A 24,621-nucleotide genomic window follows, 5' to 3' on the forward strand; every position below is an offset into this window, starting at 1 on the left:
ACGCTGGCATGGGGCAGCCATGCAATTTTTACCCCTCAGATATCATCCTGATCGGGTTCGGGCTGCTGCAGGACGAACACCAGCACATAACGCGTGCCGTTTTCCTCGAACATCTGCAACTCCCCCCCCAGTTGCCGGGCGAAACCACGGATAAGCTGTAGCCCGATGCCGCTACGTTCCTCGTTTCCGCGCCGTACGCGCCCCGCCGCCATGCCCACGCCGTCATCGGCGATCCACAGGCAGGCGCGCATCCTGTCCACCTGACGCAACCCGACCTCCAACGTGCCGCGCGCACCATCGGGGAAGGCGTATTTTATGGTATTACTAACCGCCTCCGTCACGATCAGGGCCAGCGGCACCGCCTGATCAGGAACCATCAGCAGGTCTTCCACCTGGATATCAAGGGTGATGCGCCCGTCATCCGCCTCCCCGATCGCATGCATGATCTGACCGCACAGTTCACGCACGAAACTCTGCATATTCAGGTTGTACAACCCACCTTCGGCGTACAGATACCGATGCAGCGTCGCCAGCGCGCGCACACGGTCACGCGCCTGCGCGAACTCCTCCCGCGCGGCGGGCTGCGTGATACGCCCGGCCTGCAGGTTCAGCAGGGAGGCCACGATCTGCAGGTTATTCTTGACCCGGTGGTGCATTTCCTTAAGCAGCAGCTCCTGCCGCACGGCCGCACGTTCCAGCCGACGTTCATGGCGCGCCAGGCGGCGTGTCGCCTTGCTGAAGGCATGGGCAAGCTGGCGCACCTCGAACGGCATCGCCCAGTTGGAACGCACATCATACACACCGCCAAGCTGCCACAGATTGACCGACGCGGTGAGCTTGCGCAGGGGGGAGACAATCAGCACATCCGCGCTTTTCGAAGCACCCAGCAACCCCGTCAGCAACAGCAGCCCGCTGCTGACCAGCGCAATGGCGAACATCAGCACCGCATGGCGTTCCTTTGCATTGCGCCGCGTCGCGGCCAGCACGAACACACCACCTTCCACCCGGCCAAGGGAGAAGGCGCCATCAGGCAGGGTGCCACGCGCATGGTCATGCCCATTGCGCATGATCCGCTGCACCCGCCCCAGCAGCATGGCCGACGGCATCAGGGGCCAGTCGCAATCCCCGCACAGGGGGGCGGCGGCGGACCCGTCGGGGTTGAGCACCCATATCGCAACCGGATTGTCGCGCACGACGATATCAAGCCGGGGATCACCCGGACGCAGCTTCCGGTCCGCCCACGACAGCGGCATGATGGCCGTCAGGAACCCGCTACGGGCAAGGTGGCCGCTGCCATCGCCGATCATGGTTGCAACGGTCACGCGAAAGGCGATGGGAAGGTTGTGGGACTCCGCCCCGCCATTGATATAGGAGACACGCACGTCCCCCTGGAAACGAGGCATGTCGTCAAGGACAAGGCGATGCGCGCCCTCTGTCCGCCCCACCTGCGTCACGATGTTGCCCAACGCATCCACCAGCGCGATCTGGTCATAATGATGCCCCGTCAGGGACTGCGCCAGTTCCAGCATGCGCCGGATACCTTCGTCATCAAGCGCCATATGGCCGACGACACGCAGCATGCTGCCAAGGTCATCGACCTCATGACGGATTTCGAGGTTAACGCGCTCCAGCGTCATGTCGGTACGATAACCGGGGGCGGCAAGTGTCTTGTGATAATTACGCCATGCCTGCACCGCGCCGATCAGGGCGATGGGCATTGCCGCGAACAGGATGATGGCCATCATCCGCACCCGCACCGCATCGAACATACGCCCGATACGAAGAAGGGTGCGGTACGACCTGCCCTCGCCATTCCTGGGGGCGGAACGGCGGAACATGGTGTTCATCTATTTTTTACGCTCGCGGTCGTTTTCTATCAAGCGCAGCAGTTCGTCAGGTACCGGTTCGTTGGCCACATCATCGAACAATTGGTGCAGTCCCCGCTTCAACCACAGTTCGAATGCATCATCCGAACTGTTTTTGCTTTTTTTATCTGGTTGTTGCCTAGGAGGACAGTTCTCCTTTAACGGCATCTCATCATCCCGAAGCTTATATTCATCTACCCACAAACTTCGGATAAGCATCGCAGTTGCAATCTATTTTCCGAAAGAAGTCGGGAACAACCAAGACCCCGCCTCCTCCCGTGCCACATTTTGATCACAATTCAAAGTGCCATTTTTAAGAATTGGTAACCAATACCCCTAGCGCGAGCGAAGCTCGTCGCGGGCGACGCCCCCCTGACGCAGGCGGGCGACGACTCCACGCAGGCGCACCGTCTCCGTGCTCTGCTCCTCACCTTCAAGCCATGTCTCAAGCTGGCGGCGGGCGCGGAAAACGCGGCTCTTGGCGGTGCCAACGGCGCATCCGCTGGCTTCGGCAAGCTCCTCGTAGCTCATGCCCTGCATGACAACCATCACCAGCGCCTCGCGCTGATCGGCGGGCAGGCGGTCCATCGCGCTGGCCAGTTCCTTGACCGCAAGGCGTTCCTCATGCGCGCCGCTGCATGCCAGCGCTGCGGTGGGAACATCCTCGATATCGCCGGTTTCGCGCTTCTTGCGCAGGTCGGAGATAAAGCGGTTGCGCAGGATACGGTGCATCCATGCGGGAAAGTTCGTTCCGGGGGTAAAGCTGTGCTGCGCGGATAGCGCGTTGCACACGGCGTCCTGCACAAGGTCATCAGCAGCCGCGCGGTTACGCGTCAAGGACAGGGCCTGAACCCGCAGTCGGGGCAGGAGTGCTATCACCTGGTCGTGAAAGTCATTTGTCATTGTCTTGTCCCCTTTCATACCCGTCCAATGAACGGGCCGGGAAAAGGGTTGCATCCGCATTGTAACATAACCGTGAGTTGTAGCCCACCCCACGCCCCATGGTGCCAAAGCGGCCGTCCCCTGCCCCTTATTCCGGGGGATCGTCGTGTGGGGACATACCGGACAGATCGGGCATTGCCGCGCCATCACGCGCGGCGTTCACCATGACCATGATCTGCGCCCGCGCGCGCGACACCCGCGCCTTGACCGTGCCGACGCTTACGCCGCATACGTCCGCCGCCTCCGCATAGGTCATTTCCTGCACCCCCACCAGCAACAGCGCCTCGCGCAGGCGGGGCGTCAGCCGCCATATCACCCCATCAAGGTCGCGCAGGTCATCGCCACGGCTGGCGGGTGCGTCGGAACGCGCAAGGTCGGGACTTGCGGCGTAATCAGACATCACATCACGTTCACGCCTGCGCCTGCGCGCGGTTTCATAAAAAAGGTTGCGCGCGATGGTATAAAGCCACGCACGCAGGTTCGTGCCCGGCTGGAACTGATCCAGCGCGGCCAGCGCACGCAGGACCGTTTCCTGCACAAGATCATCGGCGGAGGACACCTCCGCGGTCAAAAATCTGGCAAAGCCCCGCAATTGCGGCAAAAGAGACATGATCTCCTTGCGCAGTTGGGTTACGCTCTGCGTATTGGCTGATATGCTCTGGGTCAGTGTGTTCAACTCTCCTTGGTCAGGCAGCCTAACGCCGTAATGGTTTATGGTGTAACAATTTCTTCGGGGGGATAAAGTCCACATGCCGCTTTCCCGGCGTCAAGATCTGCTCCGCGCCCTTCCTTACGCCAGACGCTATGCAAGGGCGCTGTCCGGCAGCCAGTCACGGGGGGATCTCCTCGTGGCCGAGAGTCTGCGTGAACTTATCGCCGTCGATGATCCCACCCTGCGCCCGCGCCTGCGCCTGTACCAATGGATATCGCGCCATTACATGTCTTCCACCGCGCAGTGCGCCACTGGCGAGCTGACGGTACTGGACCGGCAACTGCTGCTGCTGACCGCACTTGAGGAACTGAGCCTTGCGGATGCGGCGCGCGTTCTGGGATTGGACGAAGATACGGCGCGCGTCACGCTGGAACATGCATATTCCGGCCTGCGTTCATGCGCGCAGACGAATGTCCTGATCATCGAGGACGAACCCATCATCGCGATGGATATCGAAGAACTGGTCCATAAATGCGGACACAGGATCGCCGGTGTCGCCGCAACGGAAAAGGAAGCCATCGAAATCGCGACGCGCACACGTCCCGGCCTCATCCTTGCCGACATCAACCTTGGTGCGGGGGGTGATGGCATGGCGGCCGTATCGCAGATCCTGCAACAGCAGAACATTCCCGTGATCTTCGTCACCGCCTATCCCGAACGCCTGCTGACGGGGGAACGCATTGAACCCGCCTTTGTCATCACCAAACCGTTTGAGCCCCTGACACTGGCGATCGCAACGTATCAGGCAGTCAGTGGTGGCCTGCCCCTAAGCTAACACGCCCCGAACCAGCCCACTTGAAAGCAGCGCCCCTGAAACCAGCGTTCTGGACCCGAAATCCTGATGAACGCGTCCGGGCCGACCATACTGGACTGACCTTGTAACTGCCTGCGGCCGATCACCGTACCGCCCACAGGATCGACCGGGGCGGGACGGCAGGGCGTGTGCATATTGCTGTTACCTTTGCCCTTGCCCGGCCCTTCCTGCCTATGGGGTGGGGCAACACCCCACAACACCGGGGCAGGACGCAGAACAGTCGCGCGGTACAGGCATGACAACGACCGCCTTGCGTCGGGCCTGCCCCCTGCGACATTGTGATGGCACCCTTGGTCACGCATGCCAGCAAGGAACGCATCGGCCGGGAACGGGCCTACGCGCCGGCAGGGATGCCCGGACAGATTGGAAGAGGAAAATATGAAACGGCTGGTCATCGTCTCCAATCGCGTCCCCGTTCCCAAGGAGGGCCTGAGGCCCGGGGGGCTGGCGGTTGTGCTGCATGACCTGCTCGCACTGCAGGGCGGGATGTGGTTCGGGTGGAACGGCACCACCAGCGCGGATGCGGAAACCACCCCGCCACAGATCCAGCACGCAGGGGGGGTCGAATACGCCACGATCGGCCTGACACCGGCCGAACACAAACATTACTATACCGGCTTTTCCAACTCGACCCTGTGGCCGCTGATGCACTCCCTGCCGGAGTTCATACATTTCGAACGCCGCGAACTTTCGACCTACTGGTCGGTAAACGAACGGTTCTGCGAAAACCTGCTTCCACTGCTGCGCGACGACGATACGATCTGGATCCACGACTATCACCTGCTGCCCCTTGCCGCGCAACTGCGCCGCAAGGGGGTCAACATGCCGATCGGCTTCTTCTTGCATACCCCCTTCCCCGCGCCAGACATGCTGGCCATCGCGCCAGACGGGGGCACATTCCTGCGGGACATGCTGTGCGCGGACCTTCTGGGTTTCCAGACCAGCGACGACACCGCCAATTTCATCTTTGCCGCACAACGCACGGCAGGCGCCAGGCTGGTTGCCCCAGATACCCTGTCGTTCGAGGGGCATACGGTGCGCGTTGGCTCCTTCGCGGTGGAAATCGACCCCGATGCCTTCGCCCGGACCGCCGCCGAGGCAGTAGAGGCCCCGGAACTGAAGCAACTGCGTTCCTCCCTTGCCGGGCGGAAACTGATTTTCGGGGTGGATCGCATGGACCCGACCAAGGGCCTGTGCGACCGGCTGGCAGGTTATGACCGCCTGCTTGAAAGCTATCCCATATGGCAACGCAACGTGACGTTCCTGCAGATTGCCGCTGAAAGCCGGGTGGATGTCCCCTCCTACAGGGCATTGCGCCAGGAACTCGAAGGGATGATCGGCAAGCTGAATGCACAGCGCGGGCAGGCCGACTGGACCCCGCTGCGTTTCCTGACGCGCGGCAGCGCGCGCCGTGTCGTGGCCGGTTACATGCGCCAGGCGCAGATCGGTTATATCACGCCGCTGCGTGACGGCATGAATCTGGTGGCCAAGGAATATGTTGCGGCACAGGACCCCGATGATCCGGGCGTTCTGATCCTGTCGCGCATGGCCGGGGCCGCCCGGCAGCTGGAGGCGGCGTTGCTGGTCAATCCGCTGGACCATGATGACCTTGCCGATGCGCTGAACCGTGCGCTGGGCATGCCCAAGGCCGAACGCCGCGAACGCTGGCAGGCATGCCGCACGCATCTGGAGGGCTGCACCGCACTGGGATGGGGGCAGGCATTCCTGCGGACGCTCGAAGCCACCGTTGCCCGATAACACGCACCCGGCAACGCTCGTACGCTGACACGCGCCCATAGAACCCGTCGCGGACACTGACGCGGTGATCGGGACCACGGCGTGAAAGCAGGCCAACGCCCCTGCCTGACGGAATATATGTTCCGTGCGCATGTCCCATAAATATGTATCCCAAAGGGGTGTGTTTGGGGATATGTGACGCTTGGGCGCGCCCCGGCCGGGTGTGATCGTCCCCCTTGCGCCTGCGGCGGGAGTAGGTGACAAACGCGCATGGCCTTACCTCCCCTTCTCCTCCTTCAGGATATCACCCTGACCCTCGGCGGTGCGCCGCTCCTTGACGGGGCGGGCTTTGGCGTGGCGCCGGGCGAACGCATCTGCCTTGTCGGGCGCAATGGCTGCGGCAAATCGACATTGCTGCGCATTGCCACGGGCGAATTGCAGGCGGATTCTGGCACACGCTTCCTTCAACCGGGCACGACCGTGCGCTACCTGCCGCAGGAACCCGACCTGTCAGGGTTTGAAACGACGCTGGATTACGTACTGGCGGGCATGGGGCCGGGCGATCCGGATTACCGGGCGACGGCGCTTCTGTCGGAACTGGGCATGACGGGGCTTGAAAACCCGGCCAACCTGTCGGGGGGCGAGGCACGACGCTGCGCACTGGCGCGCGCACTGGCGCCGGAACCTGACCTGCTGCTGCTGGATGAACCGACAAACCATCTCGACATGCCGACCATCGAATGGCTGGAACGCGAACTTCTGTCGCTGTCTTCGGCCATGGTCATCATCAGCCATGACCGTCGCCTGCTGGAAACGCTGTCGCGCTCGGTCGTCTGGCTGGACCGTGGGATCACGCGCAGGCTTGACCACGGCTTTGCCAGGTTCGAGACCTGGCGCGAGGAGGTGCTGGAGCAGGAAGAGCGCGAGGCGCACAAGCTCGATCGCCAGATCGCGCGCGAGGAAGACTGGATGCGTTATGGCGTGACGGCGCGGCGCAAGCGCAATGTCCGCCGTGTGGCCGAACTTGCCACCCTGCGCCAGACCCGGCGCGAAGCGATCAAGCCCGCCGTCGGGGCAAGGATGGAAGCGCGGGAATCCGAACTGTCGGGCAAGCTGGTATCCGTTGCCGAAAACCTGTGCAAATCCTATGGCGCGCACGACATCGTGCGTGATCTCGACCTGCGTATCCTGCGCGGCGACAGGCTGGGTATCGTAGGGGCCAACGGGGCGGGCAAGAGTACGTTGCTGCGCCTGATGACGGGGCTGGATACGCCCGACAGTGGTACCGTCACGGTTGGCACGGCGCTGTCCATCGTCACACTGGACCAGCAGCGCAGGCAGCTTGACCCCAACAGCACCCTTGCCGACACGCTGACGGGTGGGGGCGGCGACATGGTGCAGGTCGGGCATGAAAAACGCCACGTCATCGGATATATGAAGGATTTCATGTTCCGCCCCGAACAGGCCCGCACGCCGGTGGGCGTCCTGTCGGGGGGGGAACGGGGGCGGCTGATGCTGGCCTGTGCGCTGGCGCGGCCGTCAAACCTTCTGGTTCTTGACGAACCGACCAACGACCTTGACCTTGAAACACTCGACCTGTTGCAGGACATGCTTGCGGAATATTCGGGCACTGTCTTGCTGGTCAGCCATGACCGTGACTTCCTTGACCGTGTCGCATCCTCCGTCCTGATGGCGGAAGGCGCGGGGCGGTGGATCGAATATGCCGGGGGCTACAGCGACATGCTGGCGCAACGGCAGGATGCGACCCTTGCCACCCGGCACGTTGCCCCCACCCCGCCCAAGGCACGGGCCACGCAGGCCCCTGTTACGAAACCGGCAAGCCGTAAGCTGTCATACAAGGACCAGCATGCGCTTGAACGCCTGCCTGGACAGATCGCGGACATGGAGGCGGAGATCGAGCAACTGCGCACCGTCCTTGCCGATCCTGGCCTTTATGCCCGTGACCCGAATGCCTTCACCAGCACGACACGGAAACTGGAAGACGCGCAGGCCAGGCTGACGGCAGCGGAAGAACGGTGGCTGGAGCTTGAAATGCTCCGTGAATCCCTGAAATCGAACTAAGAGACTATTTGGCAACAACTCGTTGATAGAAAACAGGAAAAGTTTTTGGGTGCCACCTTTTGGAAAAAAGGCGGCGTCTTTCGAAGCTTTTTAAGAAAAAAGCTTCACCAAAAACCTTTATCATTTCAGGATGTTATATCGCCTGACTTTTCAAACAGTCTCCAAAAGTCTGCCCGGAATGCGATGGAACCGATAACCTACTGAAAAAAAATTGTTATTTTGGGGGCTTTTTCAAACAACCTGAAAAGCCACCCCAAATAACCGCTTAATCCACTCCCTGCAGCAGTCCCGATACCTCCATACGCGCGCGGGTATCGGCGATGCTCTGCCCCACGGCAAGGGCCGCCGCAAGTGCGCGCCGCCCGGCCTGTGCATCCACCAGAACGGGTGCGCCATCAAGGCAGGACGCGGCAAATGCCTCATGTTCCGCCGCCAGCGTGTCATGGTCGTTCCATGTCACGCTCTGTCGCCTGAAACCACCCGTCCCCGGCAGGGGCAGGCCGCTTTTGCGCCCGATCATCGTCAGTTCGCGGCGCATGAAATCCGCCGACAGATATCCTTCCTGCGAAAACAGACGCATGCGCCGCTCGGTCTTGAGGGAAATGCGACTGGCGGTGATGGTGGCGACACAACCATTTTCAAACCGGACACGGGCATTGGCGATGTCCTCATGCTCTGAACTGACGGCGGCGCCCAATGCATCGACACTGGCGATGGGACTGTCCACGATCGCCAGCACAAGATCGAGGTCATGGATCATCAGGTCAAGAATGACCGACACATCCGTTCCACGCGGCTTGTACGGCGCGATGCGTGTCGCCTCGATATAAAGGGGACGGGTAATACGTTCGGTAATCGCGCGATGTTCCGCCGAATAACGCAGCAGATGGCCAACCTGCAGCACAAGCCCATGCCCGGTGGCCAGCGCGGCAAGGCGGTCGGCCTGTTCCAGCGTGGCGGCGATCGGCTTTTCCACCAGCACATGCCGCCCCGCCTCCAGCGCCTGTTGCGCCAGGTCGAAATGATATTCGGCGGGTGCGGCCACCACGATGGCGTCCGAAACCTCCAGCAAGCGGGCATAGGACAGCGCGGGTGCGCCCCCGGCCTCCTGTCCGACATTTTCGGCACGCGCATGGTCGGGATCATAAATGCCCGACAGGGCTTCACGCGTGGACGCCGCGACCTTGAGCGCATGGTACCGCCCGAAATGCCCGGCGCCCGCGATTCCAACCCGCAGGCGGCGTCCCGCCATCGCGCCATCCGACCGTGCCTGCATCATTACCGCCGCTCCACACCATGCTTTTTCATGTCCGAGCAGTGTCATGAATGGACGCGTTTCACAACCCGCGTGCCCCGCACGTCCGATGATGCATATTGTAATACGCATGGGGGGTGGACATGCCCCCAGACCCCACATGGATGCGACAAAACGGCAACGCAATGACCCCGACCACCGCAACAGCGGTTGCATCCTGCGCTGTGGACCGGCATGTTCCCGCCCTGTTGTCATGCGCCATGACGCCATGACGCCACAGATACGAGACCAACAGACAGGGAGCCGGCCGCGGCCGGGCGTGGGGAGCACTCCTTTCAGTCATGATGTATTATAGTCGGCTCAAGATGGCTTCGGTCATTGGCATATGCCTGATCGGCCTGGCGCTGTGCCTGCCCAATTTCATGCGCCAGCCCGCGCAATCCATCCCCTGGCGGCAGGTCCACCTTGGGCTTGACCTGCGCGGCGGGTCCTATCTGCTGTTGCAGGTGGACATGAACAGCGTCACCTCCGACCGGCTGCGGACGCTGACGGATGAGACACGCCAGACACTGCTGAAGGGCGGGCTGGGGTATCGCAACCTCACAACGGGCACGCATGCGGTGACGTTCGCCCCGCGCGCACCGGCCGAAGCCGAAGCCGACCTCAAGGCATTGCGGGCGATGCCGATGAACGTGCCGTCAGAGTTCACCGTGACCCAGACGCCCGATGGGCTGATTTCCGTCGCCCTGTCCGACGAGGCCAGCCACCAGCGCGCGCGCGATGCGATCACACAGTCAATCGAGATCGTGCGCCGCCGCATTGACGCCACCGGGGCCATCGACCCGCAGATCACCCGTCAGGGCGAAGACCGGATCATCGTCGAACTGCCAGGTATCAGCGACCCCGAGCGCGTGAAGCACCTTCTGGGCACAACGGCGAAGATGACGTTTCACCTTGTCGCGGATTCCGCAATCGGTTCGGCCGTGCCGCCGCCGGGCGTGACCATCGTGCCGATGAGCGAGACCTCACAGGGCACGCTGCCGATCTACACCCATGTGGATGTCGATGGCGCGGACCTGACGAACGCATCGGCCTCCATTGACCAGCAAAGCGGCGAATGGGCCGTCAACTTCACCTTTGATTCCGTCGGCGCGCGCCAGTTTGGCGAGGTTACACGCGCCAATGTCGGCAAACGTTTTGCCATCGTACTGGATAACAAGGTGATCGAGGCCCCGGTCATCCGTACCGCCATCACCGGCGGTTCGGGCCAGATCACCGGCGGGTTCAGTGCGCAACAGGCAACCGACATGGCGCTGCTGCTGCGCGCAGGCGCGCTGCCCGCGCCGCTGAACGTGATCGAGCAGCGCTCCATCGGGCCGTCGCTGGGCGCCGATTCGATCCGGGCAGGCGCGATGAGCCTGCTGGCGGGGCTTGTGCTCGTGATCGCGTTCATGGCCCTGTTTTATGGCCGGTTCGGCTGGTATGCGAATATCGCGCTGATGGCCAACCTGGTGCTGATGATCGCCATCCTGTCGATGTTCGAAGCGACGCTGACGCTGCCGGGCATGGCGGGCATGCTGCTGACCCTTGGCATGGCGGTGGATGCCAACATCCTGATCAATGAACGCATCCGCGAGGAAATCGCACGTGGCCGCACCGCACTTCAGGCGATGCAGGCGGGTTTCGAACGCGCGACCTCCACCATCATCGACAGTAATGCCACCGCGCTGCTTGCGCATGTCATGCTGTTCGTTTTCGGAACCGGGCCGGTCAAGGGCTTTGCCCTGACCATCACGATCGGCATCGTGACGACCCTGTTTACCACCCTTGTGCTGTCACGGATGCTGATGGTGCGCTGGTATGCGCGCACCCGTCCGACAGTCCTGCCGGTCTGAGGCGCGCTGACATGATCCTTGATCGTCCCCTTTTGCGTTTTGTCCCCCGTGGCACGAAAATCGACTTCATGCGCGGGCGCTTCATCGGGCTTGCGACATCGGCCGTGCTGTCGGTCGCGTCCCTGATCCTGTTCTTCCATCCGGGCCTGACGCTTGGCCTTGATTTTCGTGGCGGCATCGTGGTGGAAGCCCATACGCAGGGACCAGCCGACGTGTCGGCCATCCGCGCGGCACTGGCCACACAACATGTCACGGCAGCGGGGGTGCAGTCCTTTGGCAGTCCCGATGATGTGCTGATCCGCCTTGATACCCCACCGCAGAGCGACCCCGCGCATGAAGCCGAAACGCAGGGCATGGTCGATGCCGTGCGCCATGCCATCGGCACGATCCCCGGCGCGCAGGTTTTGCGCGCGGATGCAGTCGGGGCCTCCGTTTCGGCGGAACTGTTCCGCAACGGCATGCTTGCACTGGGCATCAGCCTTCTGATGATCCTTGCCTATATCTGGTTCCGTTTTGAGTGGGAATTCGCGGTCAGCGCCGTGGTCACGCTTGTGCTGGACCTGACCAAGGCGGTCGGGTTCCTTGTGCTGACCCATTTCGAATTCGATCTGGTGATGGTTGCGGCCATCCTGACGATCCTTGGCTATTCCACCAATGACAAGGTGGTGGTGTATGACCGCATCCGCGAAAACCTGCGTAAATATCGTTCCATGCCACTGGCGGAACTGATCAACCTGTCGATCAACGAAACACTGAGCCGCACGCTGGGCACCTCATCCACGGTGTTCCTTGCCGCGCTGCCGCTCGCGCTGTTCGGGGGGGCCAGCCTTTCGGGCTTTGCTTGGGTTATGCTGTTCGGGATCGTGGTCGGGACGTCGTCGTCCATCTTCATCGCCGCCCCCCTGCTCTTGCTGCTGGGTGAAAAGCGGCTGCGGCGCAATGCACGACCGGGGGCACGAAACTGAACCCCATCAGGGCCTCCCGTCCCTCTGGAATGGCAAGGTTCTTGAAATACCCCACTGAGAAGAAAACAGAAAAGTTCCTGTGCCGCCTTTTCTTTTGAAAAGGCGGTATCTTGCAGGGCTTTTTGAAAAAGCTTGACCAACGATTTCAGTGGGCTGCTGGTTCTACCCCTTCAACCAGTTGCCCCCTGAAACCAAAGATATTCTGGATGCCGCCTTGATTATATTAAGGCGGCATTTTTCATGACTTAGAGACTGTTTGAAAAGTCAGGATCGATAATACCCTGAAATTATAAAGGTTTTTGGTGAAGCTTTTTCTAAAAAGCTTCAGAAGACGCTGTCTTTCTGAAAAAAGGCAGCACCCAAAAACTTTCCTTTTTTATCAATGACTTGTTTTCAAACAATCTCTTATCGCCCGGCATTCTTCAGCAGGGTGCGGGCATCGGGGATGCAGCGTGGCGCGGGTGGGGCATCCTTGCGCGTCATGTCGGGCTGGTCCGTACAGGCGATAATGAGTTCAACCGCCTGGCGCGCGCGCTCGCGCCTGCGCCGCGACGGGTGCATCAGGTTGTTCAGGATCATCAGTTTGCCGTATTTCAGCGAAATCGACATATCCTGCACCTGCTCACGCGATAAGGCGCCGTCCTGCACACGACTGAGCAGGCCGCCTTCGGCCATCGCATAGGTCGTGACCAGCAGATAGCTCTGCACATCGGGGGGCAGGTGATTGACGTCCCTTACCTGCCCATGACAGGCAGCGAGGATACAGCACCCGGCCATGGCGATGGCCGACATGCGGAGTTGCCTGAAAATACTTTTCATCAGGCCCCGAGCCTAGCACGTTCCCCCACTCCATGGGCAAGGATATCGGATGACGCCTCCTTGAAACATGTCGCCCTGTAATTCTTGGTACTTCTTGTTCCTGTGTCACCTGTTTCCTGCGCCCACCCCGAATGGGCGGGCCCACGGATTGGCGCAGGCATAAAAAAAGGCGGGGCCGGCATATGCCGGAACCCGCCCTTTGCAGATCATCTCGCCACGATGCGTGATCGAAGGATCAGGCGGTGGGGGGTGTCTTCGATTTTTCCTGTTCCTTGAGGACGTCAAGGATATCCTGCAACAGGATCTCGCTGCGCGGCGGCGGCGGGGGAGCGGCGGGTGCGGCGGCTTTCTTTTCGGCAAAGCGGGAGATGATGCGCACCACCCAGAAAATCACAAAGCCGATAATAATGAACTGGATCACGGCGTTAAGGAAGACGCCAAGATTGAGCGTCACCGCCCCGGCCTTCTGCGCCTCCGCCAGGGTGGGCATGTGGGGACCACGCAGGGTGATGAACAGGTTGGTAAAGTCGATCCCCCCGATCAGCAGGCCAAGGAACGGGGTGAAGATGTCCTTCACCAGGCTGTTGACGATTGCGGTAAAGGCCGCGCCGATGATTACACCGACCGCGAGGTCCACCACGTTTCCGCGCATCAGGAACGCACGAAAATCCCCCAGCCAGCCGGGAGCATGAATATCGGGCACATGCAGATGCGTAGGCTTTTGCGCCATCTGTGTCTTCCTCTTTTGAAAACTATTCTGCAACCTGTCTAACAACCCCCCGCCACATTTACGACAGGGGAAATGACATACTGTCTCGACAACAGTAAAAGTGATGCTTACGGGTGACAGAATTTCACAAGTTGCGGGGATATTGTAACGCCACGGATACATGCGCGATGCAGTACGCCACGCACATGCAGGACAGCCAATGCAGGGGGACCGATGCAGGGGGGCCGATACAGAATAGCCAGATCGCGCGGCAATCAGATGTTGATCGGGCGGGCGTCCTCGTCTATACGCCTGCGAAACTCCTGCCCCGGTCGGCATCGGGGCCATTCAGCACGAAAGTCTGTGAACATGAAGTCCGGCATCCACCCCGACTACCACGAAATCACCGTCATCATGACCGATGGCACCGAGTACAAGACGCGCTCCTGCTATGGCACGCCCGGCGCGACGCTGCGCCTTGACGTCGATCCGAAGTCGCATCCGGCGTGGACAGGCGTGCAGCGCATGCTCGACACCGGGGGCCAGGTTGCCAAGTTCAACAAGAAGTTCGGTGGCCTGGGCCAGCGCAAGAAGGGCTGAGGCACACCAGGATTCCTTCCTGCGTATATCAGCCTGCCTGTCAGTCCATGAATGCCCGGCCCTTGAAAAAGGCGCCGGGCATTTCCATTTCCAGGGGGTCGCGATGCCGATGTCGGGTCGCGATGGATACCGACATGATCGTGGTCCGCCCCCCGTGGGGGACCACATGACAACAGGCCTTGCTCATATCCAGGAGGTTTTTCATGAGTTACGATTTTGCCCCCCTGTTCCGCAGCGCGATCGGGTTCGACCGTCTGGCGCAACTTGTGGATACAGCGGCACAGAACCCCGTCAGCCCGTCCTACCCCCCCTACAACATCGAAAAGGTGGCGGAGTCGCGCTATATGCTGACGATGGCGGTGGCAGGATTCGGCCCCGATGACATCGAACTGACGGTACAGGACAACACGCTTGTGGTGGCGGGACGTGTGACGGGCGGACAGCCCGACCGTGAAATCCTGTATCGTGGAATCGCACGGCGCGCCTTCGAACGCCGCTTTGTGCTGGCTGACCATATCGTGGTGGAAAATGCCAACCTCGATAATGGCCTGCTCTGCATTGCGGTGCGCCATGTCGTTCCCGAAGCCCTGAAGCCACGCCGCATTCCCATTTCGTCAGGCACCGCCACCCCGGCCCCGGGCGCCCAGACCCCGGACACCCTGACGCCCGGCAGCACTGACGAAGGAAACGCAGCCACCGCCGCACCGCAGTCACACGCCCCCTTCGCATCAGCGTCAGGCACAACAACAGCGGACCATGCGGGCACATCGCGCCAGGCGGCCTGACCCATATCCACCCGGCACCAAGCCAAGGGGGGAGGCTGCATGCAGCCTCCCCTTTTTCGTGTCTGGTGTGCCTGCCCTGTCTGGCTTTGTCTGACTGGCTTTATATGACTGGCCTGTCCTGATGGGTCGGATCTGGGGTATGCCCTGTGGGTCGATCACCAGTGGGTCGGTCAAATGAAATGGTGCCACACACGCATACGGCCCTTGACCTTTTGGGTGCGTCACCTTCATATCCCTTGCTTCAAGTGCTTTTGTTTTTTGCGCGCCAGCAGGCACGCACGATGCCTTCCACGGCATTGACGATTTGCCCTTCTTTCCAAGGTGCCTGCGCGTGGCGCCATCACACGCAGTAGGACCTGTTTTGCAATGAACGCTCTGCCCCTTATGCCCAAGGCCACCGCAGTGTGGCTGATTGAAAAGACTGCGCTGACCTTTACCCAGATCGCTGAATTCTGCGGCATGCACCCGCTTGAGGTACAGGCCATCGCCGATGGTGAAGTGGCACAGGGGATCGTGGGTTATAACCCGGTAAAAAACCATCAGGTGACGCAGGCGGAAATCGAACGCTGTGAAAAGGACCCGGCCCAGCGGCTGAAGATCCTGCCTGCCCCCAACCCGATCCACCGCCGATCCAAGGGCGCGCGCTATACCCCCGTGGCCAAGCGTAACGACCGCCCGGATGCGATTGCATTCCTGCTGCGCAATTTCCCGCAACTGTCGGAAGTGCAGATGGTCAAGCTGCTGGGCACGACCAAGGACACCATTGAAAAGGTCCGCAGCCGCCAGCATTGGAACAGCCCGAACATCAAGCCACGCGATCCGGTCATCCTGGGCCTGTGCAGTCAGACCGACCTGAATGCGATGGTGACGGCAGCAAACGAACGCCTCGCCCGGGAGGGACAGGCCGTGCCGCAGCCCATCGAACTCGACAACGATCCGATCTGATTTCCGCCCTGCGTGCCCCGGTCCCTGCCGTCAATACAGCAGGGACCGGCTGGCCCGTAAGGTTCAGCCCCGCACGCTGAGCCGCTCTATTTCTTCTTTGAGCCGCAGTTTTTCGAGCTTGAGTCGCATCAGTACCCGCTGGTCGGGCATTGGCCGCCTGTCTTCGTCAAATATCTGGTCATCCAGACGGGCGTGACGGGTCTTGAGGCTGTTGATACGCGCTTCGTACAGCATGGAATCTCCTCCAGCATGTTTGGCTACGACGGGGTACGCTAACGCAAGCGGCACGCCATATGCCATGACAAAATCCTGCATGACGGCGAATTCGCCATCATTTCGTTTTTTGCCTGCAATGTGCTTAGGATGGCGTCATGTTCATGTGCTGGATGGAGCGCCATGCTGACAGACCGGGATACCCTCCTTCGCAAGCTGCACGAACTGCGCAGCGAGCATCGCGACCTTGACACCGTCATCAGCCGGATGGGCGAACACCCAGTGGACCGGTTGCAGATCCAGCGCCTCAAGAAGCGCAAGCTGCTGCTCAAGGACGAGATCATGTGGCTTGAAAGTCGACTGATCCCCGACAGCATTGCCTGATCGCGGCGTTTCGCCTATCTGCCGCGGGCATGATCCTTTTCCCCGCCCGAAAGTCGTGAAAGTACAGACGCCGTGACCAATTCCCCCGCCCCTTCCTCCCCCCGGGACAGCGCCGTGCGCGTGGGCCTGATCATGGGCAGCCAGTCCGACTGGGAAACGATGCGCCATGCCGCCGCCGTGCTGGAGGCGCTGGACATTGCCCATGAAATCCGCATCGTGTCGGCCCACCGCACGCCCGACCGTCTGGCGGATTATGCCCGCACGGCGCGGGCGCGGGGGCTTTCGGTCATCATTGCGGGTGCGGGTGGGGCCGCACACCTGCCGGGCATGTGCGCGGCATGGACCAGCCTGCCGGTGCTGGGCGTCCCTGTTGAATCCCAGGCGCTCAAGGGCATGGACAGCCTGCTTTCGATCGTACAGATGCCCGGTGGCGTGCCGGTCGGAACCCTTGCCATCGGCAAGGCCGGGGCAAAGAACGCGGGGCTGCTGGCCGCTTCCATCCTCTCGCTTGGCGATGGGGCGCTGGCCACCCGGCTGGAGGACTGGCGCGCAGAACAGACGGACTCCGTCGCGCAGGAACCCGTGACATGAAACCGCTTTGCCCGAACGCCGTCCTTGGCATCGTGGGGGGCGGCCAACTGGGGCGTATGTCGGCCATTGCCGCCGCCCGCCTTGGCTTTCGTGCCCACATCCTGACGACCGAGGCCGATGGCCCTGCCGCGCAGGTCGCGCATGCCGTGACCATCGGGGCCTATGACGACCATGATGCGCTGCGCCGCTTTGCCACTGCGGTCGATGTCGTGACGTTCGAGTTCGAGAATATCAGCGCTGACGGGCTGGACCTGCTGTCCTCGCTATGTCCGGTGCATCCGTCGGGCCGTATCCTGCGCATCAGCCAGGACCGCATCGCGGAAAAGACATTCCTGCGCGATGCGGGCATCCCGCTGGCCCCTTTCTACCTGATTGAGACCGGCTCCGACCTTGCCGTCGCAGCAGAGACACTGGGCTATCCCTTCATCCTCAAGACCACGCGCCTGGGCTATGACGGCAAGGGACAGGCGCGCATCCATACGCCCGAAGACCTTGCCCCCGCCTTCGCCCGCCTGTCGCCCCATCCACTGGTGGCCGAAGGCATGGTCGATTTCGCCTGCGAGGTCAGCGTGATGGTCGCGCGCAATGCCATGGGCGAGGTCGTGGCGTTCGATGCGACGGAAAACCGTCACCACAATGGCATCCTTGACCTCAGCCTTGCGCCGGCGCGTATTCCCGCCGGACTTGCCACGCGCGCGCGTGAACTGGCGACGGACATCGCCCGCGCGCTCGACCTGATCGGCATCATGGGGGTGGAGATGTTCGTCGATCGCCATGGCGGGCTTCTGGTCAATGAAATTGCGCCACGCCCGCATAATTCAGGGCATTGGACAATGGATGCCTGTCCCGTGGACCAGTTCGAGATGCATGTCCGCGCTGTAACCGGCCTGCCGCTGCCGCCTGCGACACGGCACAATGATGCGGTGATGAAAAACCTGATCGGGCCGGATGACATGGCGCTATGGCCCCGGATCATGGCGACGCCCGGCCTGCTGGCGCATCATTATGGCAAGGCGCAGGCCCGCCCCGGGCGCAAGATGGGGCATGTCAATGTGCTGTTCCCGCATGGGGGACTGCCTGGCGAATTCGGGGTGGAAGATGCCCTTGGCCCGCTGGCGTCCCCTATGGAGGTTAATGGGGATGCTGATGGGCATGATGTCGGTGGGAACCAGGGGGAACACTCCCCCTGAAGACCGGCGGCCGGTCCGGCATTTGTAAACCGGGCATGCAACATGCATGCCGCCCATGAAATACCGACTGCTGGATCACCGATTATCGTCGGCAATCAGCCCCATCCGGCGAAAGCTGATGCTGCGCCCGTTCCCGACCACGAAATGATCGTGCAGGTGGATGCCCATGACACTGGCCACCTGCTGTATATGCAGGGTCATCTGGATATCCGTGGCCGACGGCATGGGATCGCCGCTGGGATGGTTATGCGCAAGGATCAGGATACGCGCATCAAGGTCCAGGGCGCGGCGCATGACCTCACGCGGGTAAACCGGCGCCTGGTCCACGGTGCCAACCCCCATGACGCGGTCCTCGATCAGGCGATATTCCGCATCGAGGAACAGCACCCGGAACTGCTCCGTACAGTCATGCGCCATGACTGCCTGCAGGTAATCCACAATACGCCCGTGCCCTGACAGGGCGTCGCCATGGCGGACATAGGCACGGTGCATGCGCAACGCCGCCTCGCGCACCGTGGCGATCATGGGTGACAGCAGCGGGTGGGTACCAAGCACCGCATCAAGGTCGTGCGGATGGGCCGACAGCGCCATCCCGGCGGAACCGAAACGGGCCAGCAGGATATCAAGCAACATGTCGATATCCGCATTCCCCGGTTCCAGCGTACACAGCACATGACGCAGCAATGCCCGGTCGTCCATTTCCCCGCCATCGCCGGCGTCCCCCCATGGGGCGGAGGCTGTATCATGTCGGGGGGCATAAGTTCCCATTTGCGGGTCGATCCGTAAATGTCGATAAATTCGCGACAGACAGCCCGACAACAGGGCATAGTAAGGTCCAATAATCGATAACAGACGGAGGTTACATACCCGTATGAATTTTTCCGCTCCCCCCGCCCCGCGCAATGCGGTCCTGTTCGACCTTGATGGCACGATCATCCGATCACATGATGGCATCATCGAATCCATCCATGCCGTGCTGCGCGACCTTGGGCATGAACCCGACCTGTCGATTGACCTGACATGGGTGGTGGGGCCACCGCTGCGCGATCTTCTGGCACATATCCTTGCCCATTACGGCGATGACCGCGTGGATGAGGCAATGGACCTTTACCGCAGGCATTACGAAGGCGGCGGCATGCGCAAAAGCCCGGTGTTCGACGGGATGCGCCATGTGATCGAAAGCCTGCATGCGGCGGGGACGCGGCTGTTCATCGCCACGTCGAAACCCCGCTACCTCGCGCGCAAGATCCTGCATCTGCGCGACCTGTCGCAATATTTCGACGGGATGTCGGGCGCACGTGCGGATGACAGCGGCGCGGAAAAACCCGAACTGATCGCGGCACTGCTGCGTGAACATGATGTCGCGCGCAACCACGCGCTGATGATCGGGGATCGCCGGTTCGACATCACCGGCGCACATGCAAACCATGTCCGCGCGCTTGGCGTACTCTGGGGATATGGCGGGCATGACGAACTGGTTGCCGCGGGGGCCGACGCACTGGTCAGCCAACCTGGCGAACTGCTTGAGGCAATCGACACGCAGTTCCGCCTGATGGCGAAACACGCCGCCTGATCCCTACAGCATCTTTTCCCGACGCAGGGAGGTCCAGCCCCCGTCCCCCGCGATGATGCAATCATGCATCACCGTGGAAAGGAGGCGGCCATGGGCCTCCACCTGCCGCATGACGGTGGCCGCGTCCTCCATCTGTCGCGTGGTGGGCGGGACTGTCCCGCCATCCCACACCACCACCATCGAAACCGCATGCAGATGCAGCACACGTTGCAGGATCGCACGGCACATATCGGCCGCAGAACCATCCGCCACCCGTTCATCCCCCACAAGGCGGTTCGTCGCATCAAGCAGCAGGATCGTCACCTGCCCGCGTCCGCCCGGCGCAGGCACCCCCGCCATGGCCGCGCGCGTGGTGGCATAATGGGTCCAGGCCGCATGCAGGTCATGAATATAGGGCTGCGGCCTTGCATCCCCGCGGCACAGCCGTCGCGCCACCAGCACGGGCAGCGCCAGCACGGAACAGGCCCGTGGCCCCACGCCCGCAGCGCGCAGTTCATCTGGCCCCGCCGCCAGAACGGCGCACAAAGAGCCGAAACGCGCGATAAGATCCTTGGCCATCGGTTTGGTGTCACGTCGCGGAACCCCGGCGAAAAGCAGGACCTCCAATATCTCATAATCCGCCAGCGACATCCCGCCCGCGGTGCGTATCCGCGCACGCATGCGGGCACGATGGCCACCGGGGCTGCCTGCGCCACCGCCTATACGCGCCACCACGTCTCTTTCACCATCACTGCCTTCATCGACCCCATCATGGCCGATCACACACCCATTCCACAATGATGCGGGTCCGGTGCGCGTGGTCATGGCCTGCCGGGACTGACATTGCTATAGATAACCGCGTGATGGACAGTCTTTTCCCCCCCGACCACGTTCCCCCCGAACGTGCACCCGATTACCTTGCCCGGCTCAACCCGGAGCAACGCGCCGCGATCGAAACGACGGACGGCCCGCTGCTTGTCCTTGCCGGTGCGGGCACGGGCAAGACGCGCGTGCTGACGACGCGTTTTGCCCATATCCTGCTGTCGGGTCGCGCGCGACCGAACCAGATCCTTGCCGTGACCTTCACCAACAAGGCCGCACGCGAAATGCGTGAACGAGTCGCCGGTCTGCTTGGCGCGCCGGTGGAGGGGCTGTGGCTGGGCACGTTCCATTCCCTGTGCGCGCGCATGCTGCGCCGCCATGCGGAATATGTCGGACTGTCGGGCAGTTTCACCATCCTTGATACCGACGATCAGGTCCGCCTGCTCAAACAGGTGATCGAACCACGCCATATCGACACCAAACGCTGGCCGCCGCAGGGAATCATGGGCGTCATCCAGCGGTGGAAGGACCGTGGCCTGACCCCATCACGCGTCAGCAAGGCAGAGGACTGCGACTTTGCGGATGGTAAATGCCGCGAGATCTATGCCGATTACCAAAAGCGCCTGATCCAGCTCAACGCCTGTGACTTTGGCGACCTGATGCTGCACATGACCGAAATCATGCGCACCCATCCCGACGTGCTGGCGCAGTATCACCGGTTCTTCCGCTATATCCTGGTTGATGAATACCAAGACACCAACACGATCCAGTATCTGTGGCTGCGCCTGCTGGCACAGCGGGGGGAGGGACAGGCCAACATCTGCTGCGTGGGGGATGATGACCAGTCGATCTATTCCTGGCGCGGGGCAGAAGTGGAAAACATCCTGCGCTTCGAACATGATTTCCCCGGCGCCCACGTCGTCCGTCTGGAGCGCAACTACCGCTCCACCCGGCAGATCCTTGGCGCGGCGTCGGGCCTGATCGCCCATAACGAGGAACGGTTGGGCAAGACGCTGCACCCCGGGCGCGAGGATGCGGAGGGCGAGAAGGTGCGCGTCATCTCCGTATGGGATTCCGATGACGAGGCCCGCATGGTGGGCGAGGAGCTGGAGCGCCTGCACAATGACGGGCATCCCCTGTCGGAATGCGCGATCCTGGTCCGTGCGGGGTTCCAGACCCGCGCGTTCGAGGAACGGCTGATCACCATCGGCCTGCCCTATCGCGTGGTTGGGGGGCTGCGCTTTTACGAACGTGCCGAAATCCGCGATGCGCTGGCCTATATGCGTGTGCTGTCACAGCCATCGGACGACCTTGCGTTTGAACGCATCATCAACGTCCCGCGCCGGGGCATCGGCAATACCGGCGTGCAGAAACTGCACCTGCATGCCCGCGCGCGCGACATTCCCCTGACCGCCGCCGTGCTGGAAATGCTAGCGACGGGCGGGATCAAGGGACGCGCGCGCGAACATCTGGCCGCCCTGATGAAATGTTTCGGGCAATGCCGCGAGGATCTGGCGCGCGAAGGACACGTGGTCGTGGTCGAACGCCTGCTTGAGGAGAGCGGCTATCTCGACATGTGGAAGGCGGACAAGTCACCCGAGGCGCCGGGACGTCTGGACAACCTCAAGGAACTGGTGCGCGCGCTGGCGGATTTTGAAACGCTGGGCGGATTCCTCGAACATGTGGCGCTGGTGATGGAGACGGAGGAAAACGCAGGCAACGAACGGCTGAGCATCATGACCCTGCATGGGGCCAAGGGGCTGGAGTTCGATACCGTGTTCCTGCCGGGATGGGAGGAAGGGGTCTTCCCCTCGCAACGCACAATGGACGAAGGGGGCGCCAAGGGGCTGGAGGAAGAGCGCCGCCTTGCCTATGTCGGGATCACGCGCGCACGCCTGCGCGCGATCATCAGCCATGCGGCCAACCGGCGTATCTATGGCAACTGGCAGTCCGCGATTCCCAGCCGCTTTGTGGAGGAACTTCCCCCCGAACATGTGGACACCATCGGGGATGCGACCCGTGCCCGCCATAATGGCGCGATGCGCAGCCCGGTATTCGGGGCCACACCATTCCCGGTCGTGGCGCGCCGCCGCGCCGTCACAGACGCAACGTCGTCCGGTGATACGCCATCGCACAAGTCGGCCTTTCGCGTTGGCGCCCGCGTTTTCCATCAGAAATTCGGATACGGCACCATCGCGTCCGTAGAAGGCACCCGTCTGGAGGTCGCGTTTGAAAAAGCGGGCACCAAGCGGGTGATCGACACTTTTGTTGAGCAGGTATCATGACCATTCCCCCCCGCCGCCACGCCACCGAACTGGAGACCATTGCGGTCACTGTCCCGCCAGAGGCCGTGGAAGCCTATGAAAATGCGCTTTCCATCGTCTGCGCGACCATCGGCATTTTCGAAGTGGACGACGCCCAGACCGCATGGCGGGTCGAAGGTGTGCGCGATATAGGTTCGGGGGAGGACGAATTGCGCACCGCCCTTGTGCTGGCGGCGGCGCTGACGGGGGTGGATGTCCCGCTTGAACGCACTCCCACCGAATCCGAAGGGTGGCTTGCCCGCACGTACGAGGCATTTCCCGAACAGACGGCAGGCCGCCGTTTCGCCATTCGTGGCACCCACCTTGAACCCGGTGCGAACCCACAACGCATCACCCTTGTGCTTGACGCGGGCGTTGCGTTCGGGTCGGGGGAACATGGCTCCACACGCGGATGCCTGCGTGCGCTGGAAATGATCGCCCACCGGCGGCCACGCCGCATCCTCGACCTGGGCTGCGGGTCGGGCATCCTTGCCATGGCGGCGGCGGCGCTGCTCAAACGCCCGGTACTCGCGACCGATATCGACCCATGGTCGGTGCGCGTCACACGGCGCAATGCGCGGATGAACGGCCTGTCGAACCTCGTATCGTGCCATCTTGGCAACGGGTGGCGTACGCCCGCCATCCGGCAGAACGCCCCCTATGACCTGGTGTTCGCCAACATCCTTGCCCGGCCGCTCTGTTCAATGGCGGCCGAGCTTGCGCACAACCTGCTTCCCGGTGGCACGGCCATCCTGGCCGGGCTGCTCGATACACAGGTGCGCATGGTGCTGTCCGCGCATCGCAGGCAGGGGCTGGTGCTTGAACATCGCCTGCGCGAAGGGGACTGGGCCACGCTGATCCTGAGGAAGCCAGATGTCTGACCCCGATCCCGCCATCCATATCCGGCCCGCGACCCCCGACGACATCCCCGCGATCGTGGACATCATCAACGATGCCATCCGCAACAGCACGACATTATGGGAAACACGCGAAACCACGGTGCCGGTGCGCCTCGACTGGCTGCGCGACAGCAATGCGCAGGGGTTTCCCATTCTGGTCGCGGTCACGCCCGAAGGGACCGTGGCGGGATATTGCAGCTGGAAGACGTTCCGCCCGTTTTCCGGCTATGCCCATACAGTTGAACACTCGATCTATATCGCACCGGCGTTCAAGCGACGTGGCATCGGCAGCCTGCTGCTGGGCCATCTGTGCACGCTTGCGCGCAATTCGGATGTGCATGTGATGGTCGCGGCCATCACCGCATCGAACACGGCCTCACGCCTGCTGCATGAACGTTTTGATTTCCAGCCCGGCGGCATGATCCCGCAATGCGGGACAAAATTCGGCAGGTGGATGGACCTGATGTTCCTTTACAAGCTTGTCCCCAACGACTGACTGCCATCATGGCCACGACGCGCCTACGGCCCCTCTGCGCCCCTGT

Annotated in this window: 26 protein-coding genes; 16 read left to right on the forward strand and 10 right to left on the reverse strand. The window is 62.0% G+C overall.

Annotation, left to right across the window (positions count from 1 at the left end; all coding sequences use genetic code 11):
* Positions 1-35: 35 nt before the first annotated feature.
* The 4 genes from FYB92_RS12425 to FYB92_RS12440 all read right to left on the reverse strand — a co-directional run bounded on the left by FYB92_RS12425 (position 36) and on the right by FYB92_RS12440 (position 3,432).
* Positions 36-1,847 carry a sensor histidine kinase gene (locus tag FYB92_RS12425; protein WP_408902369.1) on the reverse strand — a complete coding sequence of 604 codons (1,812 nt, stop codon included), beginning with the start codon at positions 1,845-1,847 and terminating at the stop codon, positions 36-38.
* Positions 1,848-2,033 (reverse strand): NepR family anti-sigma factor, encoded by a 186-nt coding sequence (locus tag FYB92_RS12430; protein WP_040511681.1) that lies wholly within the window; start codon positions 2,031-2,033, stop codon positions 1,848-1,850.
* Positions 2,034-2,201: 168 nt separating this feature from the next.
* Positions 2,202-2,768 carry a sigma-70 family RNA polymerase sigma factor gene (locus FYB92_RS12435; protein WP_332828764.1) on the reverse strand — a complete coding sequence of 189 codons (567 nt, stop codon included), beginning with the start codon at positions 2,766-2,768 and terminating at the stop codon, positions 2,202-2,204.
* A 127-nt stretch (positions 2,769-2,895) separates the two neighbouring features.
* A complete protein-coding gene (locus FYB92_RS12440) occupies positions 2,896-3,432 on the reverse strand; it encodes a sigma-70 family RNA polymerase sigma factor (protein ID WP_075632130.1) in 537 nt (178 codons plus the stop codon).
* Between the two features lie 124 nt (positions 3,433-3,556).
* Between FYB92_RS12440 and FYB92_RS12445 the strand changes: the two genes are divergently transcribed.
* The 3 genes from FYB92_RS12445 to FYB92_RS12455 all read left to right on the forward strand — a co-directional run bounded on the left by FYB92_RS12445 (position 3,557) and on the right by FYB92_RS12455 (position 8,152).
* A complete protein-coding gene (locus FYB92_RS12445) occupies positions 3,557-4,294 on the forward strand; it encodes a response regulator (RefSeq protein WP_003618344.1) in 738 nt (245 codons plus the stop codon).
* 417 nt (positions 4,295-4,711) lie between these two features.
* Complete coding sequence (locus FYB92_RS12450; RefSeq protein ID WP_040511677.1) at positions 4,712-6,091, forward strand: trehalose-6-phosphate synthase; 1,380 nt, start codon at positions 4,712-4,714, stop codon at positions 6,089-6,091.
* Positions 6,092-6,340: 249 nt separating this feature from the next.
* Positions 6,341-8,152: an ABC-F family ATP-binding cassette domain-containing protein gene (locus FYB92_RS12455; RefSeq protein ID WP_062808719.1), complete on the forward strand. Its 1,812-nt coding sequence runs from the start codon at positions 6,341-6,343 to the stop codon at positions 8,150-8,152.
* 265 nt (positions 8,153-8,417) lie between these two features.
* On the opposite strand, the gene FYB92_RS12460 is transcribed toward FYB92_RS12455, so the two are convergent.
* Positions 8,418-9,428: a Gfo/Idh/MocA family protein gene (locus tag FYB92_RS12460; RefSeq protein ID WP_040511674.1), complete on the reverse strand. Its 1,011-nt coding sequence runs from the start codon at positions 9,426-9,428 to the stop codon at positions 8,418-8,420.
* 122 nt (positions 9,429-9,550) lie between these two features.
* On the opposite strand from FYB92_RS12460, the gene FYB92_RS12465 reads away from it, so the two are divergent.
* The 3 genes from FYB92_RS12465 to secF all read left to right on the forward strand — a co-directional run bounded on the left by FYB92_RS12465 (position 9,551) and on the right by secF (position 12,267).
* Entirely contained in the window at positions 9,551-9,679 is a 129-nt protein-coding gene (locus FYB92_RS12465; RefSeq protein ID WP_332828765.1) for a hypothetical protein, read from the forward strand.
* A 69-nt stretch (positions 9,680-9,748) separates the two neighbouring features.
* The gene (gene secD / locus FYB92_RS12470) at positions 9,749-11,302 is read left to right on the forward strand and encodes a protein translocase subunit SecD (RefSeq protein WP_075594966.1); all 1,554 of its coding nucleotides are present in this window, start codon (positions 9,749-9,751) and stop codon (positions 11,300-11,302) included.
* Between the two features lie 11 nt (positions 11,303-11,313).
* Positions 11,314-12,267, forward strand: a complete 954-nt coding sequence (secF, locus tag FYB92_RS12475) for a protein translocase subunit SecF (protein WP_332828766.1) — start codon at positions 11,314-11,316, stop codon at positions 12,265-12,267.
* Between the two features lie 405 nt (positions 12,268-12,672).
* On the opposite strand, the gene FYB92_RS12480 is transcribed toward secF, so the two are convergent.
* Complete coding sequence (locus FYB92_RS12480; RefSeq protein WP_003618332.1) at positions 12,673-13,059, reverse strand: hypothetical protein; 387 nt, start codon at positions 13,057-13,059, stop codon at positions 12,673-12,675.
* A 262-nt stretch (positions 13,060-13,321) separates the two neighbouring features.
* On the reverse strand, positions 13,322-13,816 hold the full coding sequence (gene mscL / locus FYB92_RS12485; RefSeq protein WP_003618329.1) for a large-conductance mechanosensitive channel protein MscL: 495 nt from the start codon (positions 13,814-13,816) through the stop codon (positions 13,322-13,324).
* 348 nt (positions 13,817-14,164) lie between these two features.
* On the opposite strand from mscL, the gene rpmE reads away from it, so the two are divergent.
* The 3 genes from rpmE to FYB92_RS12500 all read left to right on the forward strand — a co-directional run bounded on the left by rpmE (position 14,165) and on the right by FYB92_RS12500 (position 16,125).
* Positions 14,165-14,395 (forward strand): 50S ribosomal protein L31, encoded by a 231-nt coding sequence (gene rpmE, locus FYB92_RS12490; protein WP_003618327.1) that lies wholly within the window; start codon positions 14,165-14,167, stop codon positions 14,393-14,395.
* A 203-nt stretch (positions 14,396-14,598) separates the two neighbouring features.
* Positions 14,599-15,180, forward strand: a complete 582-nt coding sequence (locus FYB92_RS12495; protein ID WP_003618323.1) for an Hsp20 family protein — start codon at positions 14,599-14,601, stop codon at positions 15,178-15,180.
* 366 nt (positions 15,181-15,546) lie between these two features.
* Positions 15,547-16,125 (forward strand): DUF1013 domain-containing protein, encoded by a 579-nt coding sequence (locus FYB92_RS12500; protein ID WP_040510500.1) that lies wholly within the window; start codon positions 15,547-15,549, stop codon positions 16,123-16,125.
* A 63-nt stretch (positions 16,126-16,188) separates the two neighbouring features.
* Here FYB92_RS12500 and FYB92_RS12505 read toward each other — a convergent pair whose 3' ends face one another.
* Complete coding sequence (locus FYB92_RS12505; RefSeq protein WP_064504908.1) at positions 16,189-16,359, reverse strand: YdcH family protein; 171 nt, start codon at positions 16,357-16,359, stop codon at positions 16,189-16,191.
* 162 nt (positions 16,360-16,521) lie between these two features.
* Between FYB92_RS12505 and FYB92_RS12510 the strand changes: the two genes are divergently transcribed.
* The 3 genes from FYB92_RS12510 (at position 16,522) to FYB92_RS12520 (ending at position 18,503) form a co-directional block, all read left to right on the forward strand.
* Positions 16,522-16,722 (forward strand): YdcH family protein, encoded by a 201-nt coding sequence (locus tag FYB92_RS12510; RefSeq protein ID WP_003618318.1) that lies wholly within the window; start codon positions 16,522-16,524, stop codon positions 16,720-16,722.
* 132 nt (positions 16,723-16,854) lie between these two features.
* On the forward strand, positions 16,855-17,313 hold the full coding sequence (gene purE / locus FYB92_RS12515) for a 5-(carboxyamino)imidazole ribonucleotide mutase (protein WP_048858915.1): 459 nt from the start codon (positions 16,855-16,857) through the stop codon (positions 17,311-17,313).
* Complete coding sequence (locus tag FYB92_RS12520; protein ID WP_332828767.1) at positions 17,310-18,503, forward strand: 5-(carboxyamino)imidazole ribonucleotide synthase; 1,194 nt, start codon at positions 17,310-17,312, stop codon at positions 18,501-18,503. Before purE ends, FYB92_RS12520 begins: the two co-directional genes overlap by 4 nt.
* Before the next feature lie 75 nt (positions 18,504-18,578).
* Here FYB92_RS12520 and FYB92_RS12525 read toward each other — a convergent pair whose 3' ends face one another.
* Positions 18,579-19,271: a RadC family protein gene (locus tag FYB92_RS12525; protein WP_003618313.1), complete on the reverse strand. Its 693-nt coding sequence runs from the start codon at positions 19,269-19,271 to the stop codon at positions 18,579-18,581.
* Between the two features lie 103 nt (positions 19,272-19,374).
* On the opposite strand from FYB92_RS12525, the gene FYB92_RS12530 reads away from it, so the two are divergent.
* Positions 19,375-20,076 (forward strand): HAD hydrolase-like protein, encoded by a 702-nt coding sequence (locus tag FYB92_RS12530; RefSeq protein WP_003618310.1) that lies wholly within the window; start codon positions 19,375-19,377, stop codon positions 20,074-20,076.
* Between the two features lie 3 nt (positions 20,077-20,079).
* Here the strand turns inward: FYB92_RS12530 and FYB92_RS12535 are convergent, their stop codons facing one another.
* Positions 20,080-20,880, reverse strand: a complete 801-nt coding sequence (locus FYB92_RS12535; protein WP_332828768.1) for a JAB domain-containing protein — start codon at positions 20,878-20,880, stop codon at positions 20,080-20,082.
* Between the two features lie 38 nt (positions 20,881-20,918).
* On the opposite strand from FYB92_RS12535, the gene FYB92_RS12540 reads away from it, so the two are divergent.
* The 3 genes from FYB92_RS12540 to FYB92_RS12550 are packed head-to-tail and all read left to right on the forward strand — an operon-like array spanning position 20,919 to position 24,575.
* Positions 20,919-23,162: an ATP-dependent helicase gene (locus FYB92_RS12540; protein ID WP_003618305.1), complete on the forward strand. Its 2,244-nt coding sequence runs from the start codon at positions 20,919-20,921 to the stop codon at positions 23,160-23,162.
* The gene (locus FYB92_RS12545; protein ID WP_075632101.1) at positions 23,159-24,061 is read left to right on the forward strand and encodes a 50S ribosomal protein L11 methyltransferase; all 903 of its coding nucleotides are present in this window, start codon (positions 23,159-23,161) and stop codon (positions 24,059-24,061) included. Before FYB92_RS12540 ends, FYB92_RS12545 begins: the two co-directional genes overlap by 4 nt.
* Positions 24,054-24,575 carry a GNAT family N-acetyltransferase gene (locus FYB92_RS12550; RefSeq protein WP_003618298.1) on the forward strand — a complete coding sequence of 174 codons (522 nt, stop codon included), beginning with the start codon at positions 24,054-24,056 and terminating at the stop codon, positions 24,573-24,575. The genes FYB92_RS12545 and FYB92_RS12550 overlap by 8 nt, the downstream gene beginning before the upstream one ends.
* Positions 24,576-24,621 lie beyond the last annotated feature (46 nt).

The organism is Novacetimonas sp. GS1 (assembly GCF_036686925.1).
GTDB classification, from domain to species: Bacteria; Pseudomonadota; Alphaproteobacteria; order Acetobacterales; family Acetobacteraceae; genus Novacetimonas; species Novacetimonas hansenii.